22 protein-coding genes are annotated in these 18940 nt (G+C 29.6%); all 22 read left to right on the top strand.

Annotation, left to right across the window (positions count from 1 at the left end):
• Positions 1 to 61: 61 nt before the first annotated feature.
• The 22 genes from BQ5450_RS03400 to BQ5450_RS03295 all read left to right on the top strand — a co-directional run bounded on the left by BQ5450_RS03400 (position 62) and on the right by BQ5450_RS03295 (position 18936).
• On the top strand, positions 62 to 913 hold the full coding sequence (locus BQ5450_RS03400; protein ID WP_071125985.1) for a patatin-like phospholipase family protein: 852 nt from the start codon (positions 62 to 64) through the stop codon (positions 911 to 913).
• Positions 914 to 939: 26 nt separating this feature from the next.
• Complete coding sequence (locus BQ5450_RS03395) at positions 940 to 1695, top strand: TVP38/TMEM64 family protein (protein WP_071125984.1); 756 nt, start codon at positions 940 to 942, stop codon at positions 1693 to 1695.
• 88 nt (positions 1696 to 1783) lie between these two features.
• Positions 1784 to 1963: a 30S ribosomal protein S21 gene (gene rpsU, locus BQ5450_RS03390; RefSeq protein ID WP_005957648.1), complete on the top strand. Its 180-nt coding sequence runs from the start codon at positions 1784 to 1786 to the stop codon at positions 1961 to 1963.
• A gap of 15 nt (positions 1964 to 1978) precedes the next feature.
• On the top strand, positions 1979 to 2422 hold the full coding sequence (locus tag BQ5450_RS03385; protein ID WP_010244803.1) for a GatB/YqeY domain-containing protein: 444 nt from the start codon (positions 1979 to 1981) through the stop codon (positions 2420 to 2422).
• Between the two features lie 183 nt (positions 2423 to 2605).
• Positions 2606 to 3325: an NfeD family protein gene (locus tag BQ5450_RS03380; RefSeq protein ID WP_010244800.1), complete on the top strand. Its 720-nt coding sequence runs from the start codon at positions 2606 to 2608 to the stop codon at positions 3323 to 3325.
• 8 nt (positions 3326 to 3333) lie between these two features.
• Positions 3334 to 4326 carry a flotillin-like protein FloA gene (floA, locus tag BQ5450_RS03375; protein WP_010244797.1) on the top strand — a complete coding sequence of 331 codons (993 nt, stop codon included), beginning with the start codon at positions 3334 to 3336 and terminating at the stop codon, positions 4324 to 4326.
• On the top strand, positions 4326 to 4907 hold the full coding sequence (locus BQ5450_RS03370; RefSeq protein WP_071125983.1) for a hypothetical protein: 582 nt from the start codon (positions 4326 to 4328) through the stop codon (positions 4905 to 4907). The genes floA and BQ5450_RS03370 overlap by 1 nt, the downstream gene beginning before the upstream one ends.
• An 81-nt stretch (positions 4908 to 4988) precedes the next feature.
• Positions 4989 to 6023: a PhoH family protein gene (locus BQ5450_RS03365; RefSeq protein WP_010244792.1), complete on the top strand. Its 1035-nt coding sequence runs from the start codon at positions 4989 to 4991 to the stop codon at positions 6021 to 6023.
• The gene (ybeY, locus tag BQ5450_RS03360; protein ID WP_071125982.1) at positions 6007 to 6453 is read left to right on the top strand and encodes an rRNA maturation RNase YbeY; all 447 of its coding nucleotides are present in this window, start codon (positions 6007 to 6009) and stop codon (positions 6451 to 6453) included. Before BQ5450_RS03365 ends, ybeY begins: the two co-directional genes overlap by 17 nt.
• A gap of 4 nt (positions 6454 to 6457) precedes the next feature.
• Positions 6458 to 7165 (top strand): diacylglycerol kinase, encoded by a 708-nt coding sequence (locus tag BQ5450_RS03355; protein WP_071125981.1) that lies wholly within the window; start codon positions 6458 to 6460, stop codon positions 7163 to 7165.
• Positions 7166 to 7579 (top strand): cytidine deaminase, encoded by a 414-nt coding sequence (cdd, locus tag BQ5450_RS03350; RefSeq protein WP_010244783.1) that lies wholly within the window; start codon positions 7166 to 7168, stop codon positions 7577 to 7579.
• On the top strand, positions 7566 to 8471 hold the full coding sequence (era, locus tag BQ5450_RS03345) for a GTPase Era (RefSeq protein ID WP_071125980.1): 906 nt from the start codon (positions 7566 to 7568) through the stop codon (positions 8469 to 8471). Before cdd ends, era begins: the two co-directional genes overlap by 14 nt.
• A complete protein-coding gene (gene recO, locus BQ5450_RS03340; protein ID WP_010244778.1) occupies positions 8455 to 9159 on the top strand; it encodes a DNA repair protein RecO in 705 nt (234 codons plus the stop codon). The genes era and recO overlap by 17 nt, the downstream gene beginning before the upstream one ends.
• A gap of 11 nt (positions 9160 to 9170) precedes the next feature.
• Complete coding sequence (locus BQ5450_RS03335) at positions 9171 to 10055, top strand: glycine--tRNA ligase subunit alpha (protein ID WP_010244775.1); 885 nt, start codon at positions 9171 to 9173, stop codon at positions 10053 to 10055.
• A complete protein-coding gene (glyS, locus tag BQ5450_RS03330; protein ID WP_071125979.1) occupies positions 10048 to 12120 on the top strand; it encodes a glycine--tRNA ligase subunit beta in 2073 nt (690 codons plus the stop codon). The genes BQ5450_RS03335 and glyS overlap by 8 nt, the downstream gene beginning before the upstream one ends.
• 12 nt (positions 12121 to 12132) lie before the next feature.
• On the top strand, positions 12133 to 12762 hold the full coding sequence (locus tag BQ5450_RS03325; protein ID WP_010244770.1) for a transcriptional regulator CcpN: 630 nt from the start codon (positions 12133 to 12135) through the stop codon (positions 12760 to 12762).
• A gap of 16 nt (positions 12763 to 12778) precedes the next feature.
• Positions 12779 to 13600, top strand: coding sequence for a pyruvate, water dikinase regulatory protein (locus BQ5450_RS03320; RefSeq protein WP_071125978.1), 822 nt, complete (start codon positions 12779 to 12781; stop codon positions 13598 to 13600).
• A gap of 4 nt (positions 13601 to 13604) precedes the next feature.
• Positions 13605 to 14618 (top strand): deoxyguanosinetriphosphate triphosphohydrolase, encoded by a 1014-nt coding sequence (locus tag BQ5450_RS03315; RefSeq protein ID WP_071125977.1) that lies wholly within the window; start codon positions 13605 to 13607, stop codon positions 14616 to 14618.
• Positions 14619 to 16412 (top strand): DNA primase, encoded by a 1794-nt coding sequence (gene dnaG / locus BQ5450_RS03310; protein ID WP_010244761.1) that lies wholly within the window; start codon positions 14619 to 14621, stop codon positions 16410 to 16412.
• Positions 16402 to 17490, top strand: a complete 1089-nt coding sequence (gene rpoD, locus BQ5450_RS03305; protein ID WP_071125976.1) for an RNA polymerase sigma factor RpoD — start codon at positions 16402 to 16404, stop codon at positions 17488 to 17490. The genes dnaG and rpoD overlap by 11 nt, the downstream gene beginning before the upstream one ends.
• Positions 17487 to 18179 (top strand): tRNA (adenine(22)-N(1))-methyltransferase, encoded by a 693-nt coding sequence (locus BQ5450_RS03300; RefSeq protein WP_010244755.1) that lies wholly within the window; start codon positions 17487 to 17489, stop codon positions 18177 to 18179. Before rpoD ends, BQ5450_RS03300 begins: the two co-directional genes overlap by 4 nt.
• Positions 18160 to 18936 (top strand): Nif3-like dinuclear metal center hexameric protein, encoded by a 777-nt coding sequence (locus tag BQ5450_RS03295; RefSeq protein ID WP_010244752.1) that lies wholly within the window; start codon positions 18160 to 18162, stop codon positions 18934 to 18936. Before BQ5450_RS03300 ends, BQ5450_RS03295 begins: the two co-directional genes overlap by 20 nt.
• The last annotated feature ends 4 nt before the right edge of the window (positions 18937 to 18940 follow it).

Here is an 18940-nt window from a genome sequence, read left to right as displayed (position 1 = left end):
AACTGAAAATTTTTCATAAGAAAATTTTTTATTTGATATATTTTATTTAAAGGATGATGTTATGAAGTTAGGGTTCGTAGATGTAGGAGGAGGCACTAGAGGAATATATGGCGCTGGAGTCTTTGATTACTTAATGGATAAATGCATAGAGGGAGATTATTTTATTGGAGTGTCGGCAGGTGCAGCTAATGGAGCTTCTTTTCTTGCAAATCAAAGAGGCAGAAATTTTGTTTTTTATAATGACTATGCTTTTAGAAAAGAATACATGAGTATAAGAAACTTTATAAAAGAAGGTTCTTATCTTGATCTCGAATATGTTTATTACACTTTAAGCAAAAAGGATGGAGAAAACCCTTTAGATTATAAAAAAATAGTTGAAAATAAAACAGAATTTAAGATTGTTGCAACAAATGCGCTTACAGGAAATCCTGTTTATTTTGATAAAGAAGATCTCTCACAAGATAATTATGATCCCATAAAAGCATCTTGTTGTGTTCCAGTTTTATGTGAGCCTTATAAGATAAATAATGCTCTTTATTTTGATGGAGGTCTAAGCGATCCAATCCCATATAAAAAAGCTTTTGAAGCAGGTTGCGACAAAGTAATTATAGTTTTAACAAGGCCAAAAAATTATTTTAGAAATCCAAAAAAAGACAAAAAATTTGTGAAAATTTTAAAAAGAAAATATCCAGAAGCTGCGGGAGCTCTTGAAGATAGAGCGAAAGTTTACAATAAATCTTTAAAGGAAATACTGGAACTTGAAAAGAAAAATAAAGTAATTATAGTAGCACCATGTGATACATCAAATTTAAAGACCCTTACCCAAGATCATAAAGAACTTGAAAAGTTATATGAAATGGGAAAAGAAGATGCGAAGAATTTGTTAACAAAAGAAAATATAAATAGACTTTAAAAAGTAATATAGAGGAAGGAGGATTTATGGGAAAAGTTAAGAATAAAATAAAATTTTACAAAGATAAAATATTTGAGAAAAATGAAGATATTGTTTTAAATGAGTCAGATGAGAAAGTTTCAAAGAGAGTAAAGAAAATTCAAATAGTGGCATTAGTTTGCTTTGTGTCTGCTTTAGTTGTAATTTTACTTACAAGAAGTGGAAATGTAAGTATAGAATCAATAACAGAAAATGCACAGGGAGATTCAAGAAAGTCTATTGTATCTCTAATGTTTTTATTTGCAATTAAAAGTTTGACAATTGTAATACCTTTGCCCTCACTTTATGTTGCAAGTGGAATACTATTTTCGCCACTTAAAGCAGTTCTTGTTAGTTATTTGGGTCTTGCAATTACACTCACGATTCCCTTTATCTTGGGAAGATGGTCTGGTGCAGAAGAGATGGAGTATATTAAAAAGAAATATCCCAAAATAGAAAAAGTTATAGAAATGCAGGAGAGAAATGAATTTTTAGCAAGTTTTGTAATTAGACTAATTGGATGGTTTCCTTGTGATGTTTTGAGTTTTTATTTTGGAGCGTGTAAAACTAATTATTTAAAATACATAACATCTGCGCTTTTAGGTTGTTCCATTGGAGTAATAACAAATACACTTCTTGGCGATGTAATTTTAAATCCATTTTCATGGCAATTTATAGTTTTACTTTTAATAAAAATTGCCATTTCCGCTTCAGTTATTGCTATAACTTATCGTGTAAATAAAGGTAAAAATTCTAAAAAGTAAAAATATTATTGAAGTTTTGGGATTTATGAGATATAATGAATCTACATTGGCCGCAAGGCTACTCTTTTCTACGAGAGGAGGTTAAAAAATGTCCGAAATCAGGGTTGGTGAAAATGAATCTTTAGACAATGCTCTTAAAAGATTTAAAAGACAATGTGCCACAAGTGGAGTTCTCAAAGAAGTAAGAAAAAGAGAACATTATGAAAAACCAAGTGTTAGAAGAAAGAAGAAATCTGAAGAGGCACGCAGAAAAAAACACAGATATTAAAAAGAGGGTGTTCTTATGTCTCTAAAAGAGAGACTAATGGCAGATCTTAAGACTGCTATGAAAGAAAAAGATAAACTTCGAAAAGATGTTATCACCATGGTTCGAGCATCTGTAAAACAAAAAGAAGTAGATGAGCGAGTAGAACTAGAAGATGCTGATATTGAGAATATTATTTCAAAACAGTTAAAAGAAAAAAAGGCGTCAATTGAAGAATTTAAGAAGGGTAATAGAGAAGATTTAGTTGAAAAGACTAATGATGAAATTGAAATACTACTTGAATATTTACCTGAGCAATTATCAGATGAAGAATTAAAAGAAATTATAAAAAAAGTAATTGACGAAAATAATATAACATCAATGAAGGATATTGGATTATTAATGAAAAATGTTATGCCTTTAGTTAAAGGCAAAGCAGACGGCAAACAAGTCAATGTAATTGCCAAAGAATTGTTAAATTAAGACTCGGGATTACCCGGGTTTTTATTTTGCAAAATTTTCTATGATAGTAAAACATATATATTGTAAAAAAATAAATAAAGTAGATTTACATAATCAAATGAAAAGTTTACAATAAATTAGAGGATTCTTAGATTATTGATAAAATTTGATGGGTAAAAAATATATACAAATGGGGAGGTCAAATTGAAAAAAATTAGAAAAAATTTTTATATTTTACCAATTTTTCTCTGTATAATGAATAGTGTATATGCAGAACAAGGAAATTTTGCAGAAAATATTTTTTCAAATGATTATATTTTTACAATTTTACTTATTGTTGCACTAGCTAGTGCAGTTTTAGAAATTTTGACTCCAGGATTTGGCTTAGGGGGCGTAATTTCTATTGTAGCTTTTGTGATTTTCTTTTGGGGGAATATCTCGCTGGGAAACACAAATTATTTTGAAATTCTTTTATTTATTTTAGGGCTTTTGTTAATTGGCTTTGAGATAATGATTCCAGGTTTTGGGGTCTGCGGAATTGGAGGAATAATTGTCATTTCTTATGCAATTGTAATGGCAATGGATGATGTTTATTTTGCACTTTTTTCTCTTGCAATTGCTCTTGTAATTTCAATTGTATCTGGTTTTATACTCTTAAAAAAAGGAGCCAATTCGGAAATAATAAATAGACTTAGACTTTTAAACAAGAGTACATCTGATAGAGGTTATGTAGGTGTAAAAAGTGAAGAAGTAAAAGTTGGAGACATATTAAAAACAAATACAATTTTAAGACCTACGGGTTATGCACATAATAAAGATAAAAAAATAGAAGTTATTTCAGATGTTGGTTTTATTGGAAAAGATGAAGATGTAGTCGTAGTTAAGGTAAGTGGCGCAAGAGTTTACGTCAAAAAATTTAATTAGGAGGGTTTATGAATAGTTATCCTATTGGAAGTATAGTAATCATAGTAATTATAGTATTAGCAGTATCATTATTTTTATCCTTTGTACCTGTGGGACTTTGGATTACAGCATTTTTTTCTGGTGTAAAAATTAAAATATCAGAACTTATTGGAATGAAACTTAGAAGAGTAAAACCTTCAAGAATTGTAAGGCCTGCTATAAAAGCTACTAAAGCAGGACTTGATCTTGATATTTCAAGTCTTGAAGCTCATTATCTGGCAGGTGGAAATGTAAATACACTTGTAGATGCACTTATAGCTGCACAAAGAGCAAATATTCCTCTTCAGTTTGAGAGAGCTGCAGCAATTGATCTTGCTGGTAGAGATGTGCTTGAAGCTGTTCAAGTTTCTGTAAATCCAAAAGTTATTGAAACACCAAATATTTCTGCTGTTGCACAAGATGGGATTGAAGTTATTGTAAAGGCAAAGGTAACTGTCAGAGCAAATATTGAAAGACTCGTTGGTGGTGCTGGAGAACAAACTATTATAGCTAGAGTTGGAGAAGGAATTGTAACAACAGTAGGATCTTCTCAAAATTATAAAGAAGTTTTAGAGAACCCAGATGCTATTTCAAAGGTTGTTCTTGATAAAGGACTTGACTCAGGTACTGCTTATGAAATTTTATCAATTGACATTGCAGATGTAGATGTTGCAAGAAATATTGGCGCTAGACTTCAAACAGATCAAGCTGAAGCTGACAAGAGAATTTCTGAAGCAAAGGCAAGTGAAAGAAGAGCCATGGCTCTTGCCCGAGAACAAGAAATGAAGGCAGAGGTAGAAGCTATGAGAGCAAAAGTAGTGGAAGCAGAATCAGAAGTTCCTATTGCTATGGCAGAAGCATTAAAAAGTGGAAATCTAGGTGTGTTTGATTATTATAAAATGAAAAACTTAAATTCTGATACAGATATGAGAACTTCTATTTCAAAAATTTCCGATAAAAATCAAAAAAAGGAAGGTAAATAATGGATTCTGGTCTTAGTATTGTTCTTGCCATATTTTCTTTAATACCTGCAATTATTTTTATTGTAATTTTTAGAGTAATTATAATGATTTTGCAGAGGGGAAAGAATAAATTAACAGAAGATTTCCACGAAGAAGAGTTTGATGATTCGAGAAATATATATGAAGATAGAAGATCAGATCCCAATAGTTTTATAAATCAAGTAAAAAAGATAATTAAAGAAGAGAAGGAAAAGAAAGATAAAAAAGAAAATAAAAATATTTTAATTGACAAGAATCCTAAAATTAAAAATATAAAAGATAAAGACCATAAAATTTCAAAAAAAGAATTAAAGGAAAAAATTTCAGAAAATAGAAAAGTAAAAGAGATAAAAGGATCTAATCGAAATTCAGATATAACTAAAAAATTTAAAATTACAGATAGTGATTTTATAAAAGAATGTGAATCTAACGAAGTAATTTATGAAGATGAAGGTTCAAATGAAAATATAAATGAAGATGATTTTTTGAATTTTAATGAAGAAGATTTAACAAAAATTCAAATTTATAAAGAAATTTTTGATAAGCCTTTAAGTCTTAGATAAATAATGGCTTGCTTTTCATAATATATAGAAAAGTGAGCCTTTTTGTGGTATTATAATAATCACGTTTAAGGGGGTATATATTTGGCAAAAACTGAGAGTTCTATTGAAATTAATGATATAAGTTTGTTGTCAGTTGTCTTTGGAAAATTAGATGAAAATATTAATTTAGTTGAAAGAGAATTTAATGTTAATATTAAATCTAAGGATGATAAAATTTTGATAATAGGAGAAGAAGATCCAGTTTGTGATGTGGACCTTTTGCTTAAAAATTTAATAGACACTGCAAAAAAACAAAAAAATTTAAGTCTATCTGATGTTAGATATGCAATTTCACTTATAAAAAACAATGAAAAAAGACCAGTTTCTGAACTTTTAAAAGATACAGTTGTCTATACTTCTATGGGAAAACCTATAAGAGCAAAGACTCTTGGTCAAAAAAGATATATTGATAATATTAATGATAATGACATTGTTTTTGGAATTGGGCCTGCTGGAACTGGAAAGACTTATCTTGCAATGGCAGCTGCAGTTCGTGCCTTTAAAGCAAAGGAAGTAAATAGAATTATTTTAACAAGACCTGCTGTTGAAGCTGGAGAAAACTTGGGATTTTTGCCAGGAGATTTACAAAATAAAGTTGATCCCTATTTGAGACCACTTTATGATGCTCTCTTTGAAATACTTGGTCACGATACTTACAATAATTTGTTTGAGAAAGGACTAATCGAAGTTGCACCTTTAGCTTATATGAGAGGAAGAACTTTAGATAGTGCTTTTGTAATTTTAGATGAAGCACAAAATACTACTAATGAACAGATGAAGATGTTTTTGACAAGACTTGGCTATGGATCTAAGGCGATAATAACAGGTGATGTCACGCAAATTGACCTTCCAAGAGGAAAACAGTCTGGACTTAAAACTGTTTTAAGGATTTTGGCAAATGTCAAAGGAATTGGGATTACTTATTTAAATAAAAATGACATTGTGCGTCATCCACTTGTTCAAAGAATTATAGATGCTTATGAAAAATATGAAAAGACAAATGAAAAAGCAAAAAAAATTATAAATGAAAAGAAATCAAATATAAAGACTGGAAAACAAAATGAAAATATATTATGACGATAGGCAAGAAGATATAGAAATCACAGATGAGATAAGAGAATTAATAAAAAAATCTGTAAAAGCTGTTTTAAAAATTGAAAACTTAGAAGAAAATGTTGAAGTTTCAGTTTCTTTTGTGGGTGATGATGAGATTAAAGGTTTAAATAGAGATTTCAGAGGAGTAGACAAAGTTACTGATGTTTTGTCATTTCCAATTGATGATAAGTTTATGATTGAAAATAAAATTCTTGGGGATGTTATAATCAATACAAAAAGAGTAATGGAACAAGCAAGTGAACTAGGACATACTAATGAAAGAGAACTTTCTTATTTAACGGTGCATAGCATTTTACATCTTTTGGGTTATGATCACATGGATGAGATTGAAAAAAGAGAAATGAGAGAAAGAGAAAAACTTGCTATGAAAGAACTTTCTATTTACAGGTGATATTATGAAAAAGGGACGATTTATATCTTCTTTTAATTATGCAGTGCAAGGAATAATTTCTGTATTAAAGACAGAAAAAAATATGAAATTTCATTTTATGGCTGCCTTTGGAGTTATAATTTTATCACTTTTTTTTGATATTTCTTCTACGGAATTTTTATTAATGTTATTTGCAATAACTTTAGTTGTATTTGCAGAAATGATAAACACAGCCATTGAGAGAACTGTAGATTTAGTTGTTCAAGAGTATAATCCCATTGCAAAATATGTAAAGGACGTTTCTGCCGGAGCAGTTTTAATCACAGCTCTAAATGCAGTTGTCGTGGCTTATTTAGTTTTTTATGACAAATTTGCTTCCTTTGGAGATTTACTTCTTTTTAAAATAAAAAATATGCCAAATCATTTGGCATTTGTATCTCTTCTAATAATACTTATAGCGACAGTTGGAGCAAAGTTTTTAATGGCAAAAAAAAGTGGAGGCACGTATTTTCAAGGAGGAGGTCTTAGCGGACACTCTGCAATATCGTTTTGTGCGGCAACTATTATTACAATGATTGCTCAAAATTCATTAGTTACATTATGTTCTTTTGGGCTTGCTTTTTTAGTTGCAGAAAGTCGTGTTGAAGGTGGTATTCACAAAGTTTCAGAAGTTGTATTTGGAGCAATACTTGGAATTTGTGTTGCAGTTTTTATTTTTAAGGTAGTTGGTTAAATGAAATATGAGAAATTAATTGAACTTGCAATATATGCTAGAGATAATTCTACTTATACACCATACTCACATTTCAATGTTGGATGTGCAGTTGAAATGGAAGATGGAGAAGTTTACACTGGCGGAAATATAGAAATAGCATCTTATTCTCCAACAAATTGTGCAGAGAGAACGGCTATTTTTAAGGCGGTGTCTGATGGAAAAAGAGAAATAAAAAAGATAGCTATTGTTGGCGATAGTGATTATACTTTTCCTTGTGGAGTTTGCAGACAAGTTATTCGCGAATTTTCAAAAAAACCTGAAATAATAATAGCAAATTCAAAAGAGGATTATAAAATTTATGGGATGGAAGAAATTTTACCTCATTCTTTTGGCCCAGAAGATTTAGTTGGAGATAAAAATGGAAGAAAATAATTTTAAATCGGGATATATATCTGTAGTTGGAAGACCAAATGTAGGGAAATCGACTTTACTTAATTCAATAATAGGGGAAAAAATTTCGGCGATTTCTTCTAAGCCGCAGACTACAAGACAAAATATTACATTTATACACACAGATGATGATTCTCAAATGATATTTTTAGATACGCCAGGTATTCAAAGACCAAAAAATAAGCTTGGCGAATTTATGCTAAATGAATCCAAAGAAGGAATTGAAGAAGCTGATATAATAACTTATATTGTAGATGTTTCAAAGAGAATAGGAAAAGCGGAAAGATCTATTATAGATATTTTAAAGGAATACAATGGACAAATCCCAATAATTTTACTTATAAATAAGGTAGATAAAATTAAAAAAGAAGAATTACTTGAAATAATATCTATGTATTCAAATGAAGGAATTTTTGATGAATTGATTCCTATTTCAGCAATAAAAAATGATGGAATAGATATTTATCTAGAAACTCTTAAAAAATATTTAAAGCCTGGGCCAATGTATTATTCTGAAGATATGATTACAGATAAAAATGAGAGATTTATTGTATCAGAGATAATTCGTGAGAAGGGACTTAGATATTTAAATGAAGAAGTTCCTCATGGACTTGCAATTTCAATTGAGAGATTTAAAAAGAGAAAAGACAAAAATTTTTATGACATTGAAGCTATTATTTATGTAGAAAGAGAAGCTCACAAAAAAATAATAATAGGAAGGGGCGGATCAATGTTAAAAAGAATTGGAACTGAATCAAGAGAAGATATTGAAAATCTATTGGACGCCAAAGTTAATTTACAAATTTGGGTAAAAGTTCAAAAAAATTGGAGAGAAAAGGACAATTTGGTAAAAAGATTTGGCTACAACAGATAAATATACTCTCGGAATAGTTTTAAATGAGATTGATTTTGGGGAAAGTTCCAAGATTATAAAAGTTTTTACAAGAGATTTTGGGAAAGTTTCTATTATGGTAAAGGGAGTAAAATCTTCTAGATCAAGAAATCTAAGTGTGTCACAGATTTTTGGAGTAAATGAATACTTCCTAAAGAAGGGGCAGAGTTTTTATTATATTAGTGAAGCGAAAATTATAGAATCAAATTTTAAAATTAGAGAAAATTACGAAAATTTAATTTATGCTTCTTTCATATTAGAAATTTTAGAAAAATCTTCAATAAACGAAGAGGCCAATAGAAAAATTTTTGATTTAGTTAGAAAGACTATTAATTTTTTTAATGACACTAAAGACCCAATTTCTATTTCTCTTGCTTTTGAGCTAAAATATTTGTCCTTTCTTGGGTATAGACCAAAATTAGATTCTAAAGAAAAAACTTTTTTTTCCATAAGAGAGGGTATAATAGATTATGCAGATCCCTATTCTCATTCCTTTACTAAGAAAGATTTAAATTATTTAAGGAATCTTTTATATGGAAAACTTGAGGAAATTCAAAATATAGATTATATAGATAAAAATAGAAAAAAATTTTTGCACAAAGTTTTTATAGATTATATAAAATACAATTTAGAAATAAGCAGTTTTAAGTCTGACAAGCTGTTTAGTTAAAGGAGGAAAAAATGTATTTCCAAGATTTGATAATGACATTGGAAAATTATTGGAAGGAAAAAGGGGCAATTATTTTGCAACCTTATGATATTGAAAAAGGTGCAGGAACAATGAATCCAAATACTTTTTTGAGATCACTTGGACCAGAAGAATGGAAAGTAGTATATGTTGAACCATCAAGAAGACCTGCTGATGGAAGGTATGGTGAGAATCCAAATAGGCTTTATCAACATCACCAATTACAAGTTATATTGAAACCATCACCAGAAGATGTTCAACAATTGTATCTTGATTCACTTTTTGCAATTGGAATTGATCCAAAAAAACATGACATAAGATTTGTAGAAGACAATTGGGAGTCACCTACTCTTGGAGCTTGGGGACTTGGTTGGGAAGTTTGGCTTGACGGAATGGAAGTCACACAATTTACTTATTTCCAACAAGTTGGCGGAGTAAACTTGGATTTAGAAAGTGCAGAATTAACTTATGGACTTGAAAGAATTGCAATGTATCTTCAAAATGTTGAATCAGTTTATGATATTCAGTACAACGAAAATATAACTTATGGCGAAGTTTTTAAAAATAATGAATATGAACATTCCAAATATGCTTTTGAACTTGCAGATATAGATATGCTTAGAAAATTATTTGATATGTATGAAACTGAAGCAAAAAGAGTAATTGAAGATGGAATAGTAATTGACGCTTATGACTACACTCTTAAATGTTCGCATACTTTTAATTTATTAGATGCTAGAGGAGCACTTTCAGTTTCTGAGAGGACAAGCTACATTCAAAGAGTTAGAAATCTTGCAAAGTTAGTTGCAAATACACATCTAAAGCACAGAGAGGAACTAAATTTCCCACTTATTGACAGAGGTGAAATAAATGAATAATTATTTACTTGAAATTGGAGTTGAAGAGTTGCCATCAAGATTTGTCAATATGGCAATAGAACAACTAGATGAAAAATCAAAGAAATTATTGCAAGAAAATGAAATTGGATTTGCTGATGTAAAAGTTTATGCAACTCCAAGAAGACTTAGCCTTGTAATAGAAGATATTGCTGAGAAACAAAGTGATATTAAAAAAGAAGTCAAGGGACCTGCTGTTAAAATTGCCTACGACGAGGATAAAAATCCTACAAAACCTCTTTTAGGTTTTATGAAGTCACAAAACATTAGTGAAGAAGAAATAGAAATAAGAGAAGTAAAGGGAACAGATTATGTTTTTGCAAATATTTCTTCAATTGGAAGAGATTCTTCTGAAATTTTAAAGGAAATTATCCCATTATTAATTCGAGATATTAATTTTCCTAAAAATATGAGATGGGGTGGCAAAAATATTAGATTTGCAAGACCAATAAGGTGGATAGTATCTCTTTTAAATGACAAAATTGTTGATTTTGAATTTGAGAATATTAAAGTTGGAAATAAAACAAAAGGACATAGATTTTTAGGTTCATCTGAAATAATTGTTGATAATGTAGAAAATTATGAAAAACTGTTAGAAGAAAATTATGTAATTTTAGATCAAAATAAAAGACGTGAAATTATTAAATATGAATCAACTAAGATTGCAAAATCTTTGGGTGGAGAAATTCATGAAAATGAAGATCTTTTGGAAGAATTGACTTATATTGTAGAATATCCGACACCAATAAAGGGTAGCATCAAAGAAAAATATTTGACTCTTCCTAAGGAAGTTGTAACAACGACAATGATTGATCATTTGAGATTTACTCCAGTTTATTCACAAGATGGAGATCTTCTTCCGTATTTTATAACCGTTAGAAATGGCACAAAGGATTACGAAGAAATTGTAATTGCTGGAAATGAAAAAGTTCTTGGAGCAAGACTTGAGGATGCCAAATTTTTCTATGAAGATGATATTTCAAAATCATTAGAAGATTATGTAAAGAATTTAAATGGAGTTTTATTCCATGATAGATTGGGATCTATGCTTCAAAAAGAAAATAGAGATGGAGTTGTTGCAAAAAAAATTGCAGAGTCACTTTCTTTTGCAGATGAGGCTATAAATGCTATTGATAGAGTTGCCTATTTATCAAAGGCAGATTTGACAACAAAAATGGTAATTGAGTTTACAGAACTTCAAGGTGTAATGGGAGAAATTTACGCACTAAATTCTGATGAGAAAGAAATAGTTGCAACAGCGATTAGAGAACAATATCTTCCTAAATTTGCAGGAGATGAACTTCCTAAATCGAGTGTAGGTTCTATCTTTTCTCTTGCAGATAAACTAGATACTATTGCAGGCCTTTTTGCCATTGATGAAATTCCAACGGGTTCAGCAGATCCTTTTAAACTTAGAAGGTCTGCAATTGGAGTAATAAATATTATAAGAGAAAATTGCTGGAAAATTAAATTGGATGAAGCCATTGAGTCAAGTCTTTATGAATATATTAACGGCTTGGGACTTACTTTTAATCATGAAGAAGTTATTTCCAATATCAGAGAATTTTTCTATGGAAGAATCAAGACAATGTTGCAAGAAGAAGGAATTAGGTACGACATAATTGATTCAATTTTAATTCCTGATAGCGAAATTTATGATATTTTCCAAAAAGCTGGTGAATTAAATAGTTGGTTCAACGAATGTGATAGAACTAATTTTGTGGATTCCTATAATAGAATAAATAATTTGACGAAAAATGTTGATTTCATAGAAATTGATGAAGATCTTCTAAAAGAAGAATCAGAAAAAAATCTTTATAATAAGTTTGTTAAAATTAAAGACGAATTTAATGAAGCAATTTCTGCTGGAAAATACAAAGATGCTATGAATTTATTAAATGATTTAGTAGAATATATTGATTCTTTCTTTGAAAATGTAATGGTAATGACAGATGATGAAAAAATAAGAGGAAATAGACTTGCTCTTATAAATAGTATTGAGGAGAGTATTCAAAAAATATTAAAAATAGAAAATATTGTAGAATAGGTCGGTGAGTAAATGAAATTTAGCGATAGGCAGACTGAAATTATTGAAATTGTAAAAGAAAATGGTCCCATAACAGGGGATGAAATTGCAGAAAAATTAGGTTTGTCCAGAGCAACAATTAGATCTGACCTTTCAGTTCTCACTATGATAGATATTTTGGGAGCTAGACCTAAGTTTGGATATTTTTATACTGGTAAATCTATAATTTCACATCTATCAGAAGATTTAAAAAAATTGAATTTAAAAGATTATATGTCCCTTCCTTTTTCATGTGATCAAAAGACTTCTGTATATGATGTTATTGTGGATCTTTTTATGGAAGATTTATCTTCTATGTTTATTACAGACAATGGATTTTTGACAGGAATTGTATCTAGAAAAGATTTAATTAGATTTATGATAGGTGACGCTGATATAAAAAAAACTCCTATAAGCGTAATTATGACGAGAATGCCAAATATTTTTTATGTTTCAGTGGATGAGAGTGTATATAAAGCTGCACAGTTAATTGTGACAAAGGGAATAGACTCGCTTCCTGTTGTAAAGATTAAAAATAAGAAAGATCTTGAAGTTGTTGGCAGGTTTACGAAGACAAATGTCACAAGACTTTTTGTAGATGTTTGTGACGGAGAAATATTTTAATTTAGAAGGAGGAGAAATGAGTAATAGAGATAATCAACTAACGATTTTTGTTATCTCAGATTCAATTGGAGAAACTGGAGAGTTAATCGCTAAAAGTTCTGCGAGGCAATTTGAATCTGAAAATTATGAAATAATTAGATATCCTTATCACAATAGTATTGATCAAATAAAGCCAGTCCTTGAGAAGGCATCTAGAATTAAAAATAGTTTAATTGTCTATACCAATGTTGTAAAGGAAACTAGAGAATTTATAAAAGAAAAAACTCGTGAACTAAATCTTCATACAGTTGATGTAATGGGAGAGCCAATGCGCCAAATTGAAGATATTTTGGGGTATGAACCTTTGAGAGAACCTGGGCTTATAAGAAGACTTGACGAGAATTATTTTAAGAAAGTTGAATGCGTTGAGTTTGCTGTTAAGTATGATGATGGAAAAGATCCTCGTGGTGCAAAAAAATCGGATATATGTCTTGTGGGGATTTCTAGAACTTCAAAAACTCCTCTTTCTATGTATCTTGCCAATAAATTATATAAAGTTGCAAATATACCTCTAGTTCCAGAAGTACCTGTGCCAAATGAAGTCTACGAAAAAGATGTGGATAGAATTATTGGACTTACTGCAAATCCAGAAAAAATTATTTCTGTCAGGGAACAGAGATTAAAGTCTTTAGGGCTTACTTCAGGAGCAAAATATGCTAATTATGCCAGAATAAAAGAAGAACTTAATTATTCGAAACAAGTTATGGAAGAATTAGGATGTTTTGTAATAGATGTATCTGATAAAGCAATAGAAGAAACTGCTGAAATTATAATTAATCATTTGGAGTCCAGGATGTGATTAAATGAATCTTAGAGTTGAGAGAGAAGAACTTGAGCATGAAATGTTATTTGATTTTGCAACTTTTGCAGATTCAACTTTGGGAAGAAAAAATATAGAAGAAAAATGTAATCTTAGAACTGAATTTCAAAGAGATAGAGATAGAATTATTCATTCAAAAAGTTTTAGAAGACTTAAACACAAGACACAAGTATTTATTTCACCTGAAGGAGATCATTTTAGAACAAGGCTCACTCATACTCTTGAAGTCAGTCAAATTGCCAGAACTATTGCCAGATCACTTAGACTCAATGAAGATTTAGTTGAAGCGATTGCACTTGGTCATGATCTTGGGCACACTCCTTTTGGACATTCTGGAGAAACAGTTTTAAATGAATTAAAAGAAAGTGGTTTTATTCATTCAGAACAATCTTTAAAAGTTGTAGATTTTTTGGAGAGATCTGATAAGAGAATTGGTTTAAATCTTACAGAAGAAGTGCGTGATGGAATACTTAATCATTCAGGAGATGGCAATGCAAAAACTCTTGAGGGAAAGATTATAAAATTTGCTGATAGAATTGCTTATATAAATCATGATATTGACGATGCCATTAGAGCTGGAATTATTTCTTCTGATTCACTGCCTAAGGAACTTACAAAAGTTCTCGGCAACACTTCATCTGAAAGAGTAAATACAATGATAAATGCTTTGGTAACTAAATCCTATGGAAAACCAATTGTGGAAATGGAAGAAGAAGTTTATGAGGCGACTATGGAACTTAGAAAATATATGTTTAAAAAAGTCTATATGGATCCTGTTGTGAAAAGTGAAGAAATAAAAATAAAAGGACTTTTAGGTGAACTTTATAAATATTATGAAGAAGATTTAAATAGAATTCCTAAAAATCATTTAGATCTTTATGACAGTAGAGTTCACAGTGACGAAGATATTGTAGCTGATTATATTGCAGGTATGACAGATACTTATGCAATGAATCAGCTTAAAAATATTTTTATACCGAAGGGATGGAGCATTTAATTGTATGTAATTGATGATAATGTTCTTGATGAAATAAGAGATCGTGCAGATATTGTTGATTTAATTGGGGGATATGTTGATTTAAAAAGGTCAGGTTCGAATTATATGGGACTCTGCCCTTTTCATTCGGAAAAGACACCTTCTTTTTCAGTTTCACCTTCTAAAGGCATTTTTAAATGTTTTGGATGTGGAGTTGGAGGAGATGTCATAACATTTATTATGAAAAGAGAAAACTTAGGTTTTCGTGAAGCTGTTGAGTTTTTGGCAGATAAATACAATATAAGATTAAATGAATACAAAGATGAAAATAAAGAAGTGCGAGAAAAAAGAGATAGGTTTTATGAAATTAATAGAGAAGCCGCACTTTATTTTTGGAAGAATTTAAATTCTTCTAAAAAGGCAAAGCTTTATTTAAAAAATAGAATGTTAAATGAAAAAACAATAAGAAGTTATGGAATAGGCTATTCTAAAGATTCTTGGACAGATTTGTTGGATTATTTAAAGAGTTTGGGGTATGAAGAAGAGGAACTTTTTGAATTAAATTTAGTTTCAAAGAGTAAAAATGGAAATTATATTGATAGATTTAGAGATAGAATTATGTTTCCAATTATTAATAGGAACAATAGAGTTATAGGCTTTGGTGCAAGGGGTTTTTTTGATGCAAAGCCAAAGTACTTAAATTCTAAAGAAACGCCAATATTTCACAAGGGAAATAATCTTTTTAATATGAATATTATTTCTAAAGAATCTTCTCGAGAAAGAATTATATTAGTAGAAGGTTATATGGATGTTATATCTTTGTATAATAGTGGTATAAATTATAGTGTAGCAAGCCTTGGTACTTCTCTTACTGCTGATCAAGCTAAAATTATAAAGAAGATGGCAAGGGATATTTATATTTGCTATGATAGCGATGACGCAGGTATAAATGCGACTTCAAGAGCCATTGATATATTCCTTTCAATATCTGTTAAGCCAAAAATAATTGAATTAGATGGAGGGTTAGATCCAGATGATTTTATAAAGAAGTATGGCGTTGAAGGCTTTGAAAATAAAATCAAAGGTGCAATTTCTTATATTGATTTTAAAATCAAAAGATTAAAGGAAAACTTTAATTTAGAAGAAAATGAAGGACTTAGCAATTTTACTATAGAGTCTGCTAAGATTTTTTCTAGTATAAAAAATCCTATTGAGAGAGATATTTTTGTAAAAGATTTTTCTAAAAATTATAATATTTCTATAAATGCTATAAATAATTATATTAATTATTTAAATAGGAATAAGTTAAAAGAAAATAGAAAGGATAGATTTAAGGTAAAGAAAAATACTAATGTGGTGCAAAATACAAAAACTAAAGCACAAGAGGAATTATTGTCATATTCTTTACTGGATAATGATATCTATGAATATATAAAAAATAAAATTGAAGTATATTATTTTACAAATGTAAATACGAGAATTGTATTTGAAGAGATTCCTAGAATGTTTGAAGAAGAATTGGATATAAGGGAATTTTTATACGATTTAATTGATAAAAAATTAATAGAAAAAGATTTTGTAGAAATTATTTTAGATCTCATAAAAAAAATTAATGTAAATTACAAGATAATTGATGAGTTGATAAGTACACTTGAAAAAAATTATTTGCAGAATGAAAAGAATAAAATCCTCGAAAATATCGGAAAACTTCAAGGAGAAGAAAATAAAAATCTCTTACTCGAAGCTTTAAAGGATTTAAAATCGATTAATTTAAAGCTAAATGAGTTGAAAGGAGAGGGTAATAATGAGCGATGATATAAAAAATAAAGATTCCATTGAATCTGTGATGGAAAGACTTTTAGAAGAAGGCAAAAAAGAAGGAAAACTCTCTTATGACGAAATAGGTGATGCCTTTGAAAAAGTTCCAATGGATTCTGATGAAATAGATGAAATGTATAAAAATTTTGAAAAACAAGGTATACATTTAATTGACGAAAAAGATTCTAAAGGTGATGATGAAGAAGTAGATGTTACTAAAGAAGATTTGTCTGTACCAAAAGGCGTTACAGTTGACGATCCTGTTAGAATGTATCTAAAGGAAATTGGAAAAATTTCTCTTCTTACAGCTGAAGAAGAGGTTGAAATTGCCAAGAGAATGGAAGCAGGGGATGAGTCTGCAAAAAAAGAACTCGCAGAAGCAAATCTAAGGCTTGTTGTTTCTATTGCTAAGAGATATGTTGGACGTGGAATGAGCTTTTTAGATTTAATTCAAGAGGGAAATCTTGGACTTATGAAAGCTGTTGACAAGTTTGATTATACAAAGGGTTTTAAATTTTCTACTTATGCAACTTGGTGGATTAGACAAGCAATAACAAGAGCAATTGCTGACCAAGCAAGAACTATTAGAATTCCAGTTCACATGGTCGAAACTATTAATAAACTTGTAAGAGTTCAAAGACAACTTGTTCAAGATCTTGGTAGAGATCCTCTTCCAGAAGAAATTGCAGCAGAAATGAATTTAGATGTTGATAGAGTACGCGAAATTCAAAAAATTGCACAGGAACCAGTTTCTCTCGAAACTCCAATTGGAGAGGAAGAAGACTCTCATCTAGGAGATTTTATACCTGACGATGAAATTTTATCGCCACAAGATGCAGCTACATTTACTCTTTTAAAGGAACAATTAAACACAGTTTTAGAAACTTTAACTGAAAGGGAAAAGAAAGTTTTGACACTTAGATTTGGACTTGAAGATGGAAGGGCTAGAACACTTGAAGAGGTTGGCAAAGAATTTGATGTAACTCGTGAAAGGATTAGACAAATAGAAGCTAAAGCACTTAGAAAGTTGCGTCATCCAAGTAGATCAAAAAAATTAAAGGATTATTTAGAATGATAAAGTTATCGAACAGGCTAAAGAAAATTGCAGAACTTGTAGATTTTGGAGCTTCGGTAATTGATGTGGGCACAGATCATGGTTATGTGCCCAATTTTTTATGCGAAGAAAATATTTCAAAAGATATAATCGCCACAGATATTTCAAAGAATTCTCTAGAAAAGTCTATTGAATTAACAAAAAAACTCAATAATGAAAAGTGCATTAAAAATATTCTTGCAAATGGGATAGTAAATGAAAAACGTGAAAATATAATAATTGCAGGTTTGGGCGGAATTCAAATTGCAGATATTATTTTAGATTCTTTTGAAATTGCTAAAGATGCAGAAAAGTTAATCTTACAACCTATGCAAAAGACAAATATTTTAAGACGAGAACTTTTTAAAATGGGTTTTGAAATTATTGACGAAGAGATTATATTTGAAGATGAAAGATTTTTTGAGATTATTGTTGCAAAATATTCTAGAGAGCGAAAAATTTACAGTGAAGAATATTTTTATTTTTCAGAGAAATTAATTGAAAAAAAAGATAAGACTTATCTTGAATTTTTAAAAGAAAGAGAAAGGAATATAAAAAATATTATGAAAAGTTTTAATTGCAATAATAAAAGAGCGGAAAAAAGAAAAGGAGAACTCTATTACTTGCTAAAAAAGACAGAGGAGGCAATATATGAAATATCCTGTAAGTGAGATTAAAGATTATATGCAAAATTGGGCAAAAGATGAATATCAACTTAGTTGGGATAATTCAGGGAGCCAAATTGAGTTTAAAGAAAAAACAGATTCTGTAGTTCTTGGACTAGATTTAACGGATAATTTAGTTGAAAAAGCTATTGAAACTAATTCAAAGCTAATTATAACGCATCATCCAATGTTTTTTTCTGGCACAAAAAGTATTATAGAAGGATCTTATTTGGGTGACAATATTATAAAACTTATAAAAAACAATATTTCTGTTTTCTCCTACCATACTTCCATGGACATTGCAAATAATGGTGTAAATGATACACTTTTTGAAAAATTAAATTTAATGAATAAAAAAGTTTTGGCCCGTGAAGAAGAAAAATCAATGGGACTTGTTGGAGATTTGTCAAAAAGTTATACCACAGAAAAATTAAAAAAGTTTTTACAAGATTCTTTGGATTATAAGAAAATAAAAATCTATGGGAAAGAGAATAATAATATAAGAAAAGTTGCTATTCTTGGTGGCAGTGGAGCAGACTTTATAAGTGATGCAGTAAGAAGTGGATCAGATGCTTTTATAACAGGCGATATAAAGTATCATGACGGTCAAAGGGCTTATGAAAATGGTATTTTAGTTTTTGATGTTGGACATTTTTGTTCAGAAAAGATGATACTTGAAAAGATAAAAAATAATCTTGAAAAAAATTTTAAAAATTTAAATTTTTATATAGAAGAAGGAAATAGCTATGAGCTTGATATTTAAGGAA

It is taken from the genome of Peptoniphilus lacydonensis, assembly GCF_900106515.1.
Lineage (GTDB): Bacteria > Bacillota > Clostridia > Tissierellales > Peptoniphilaceae > Peptoniphilus_A > Peptoniphilus_A lacydonensis.
Note: the sequence above shows the minus strand (reverse complement) of the source record. Positions and strands in the feature narration are given on the sequence as shown.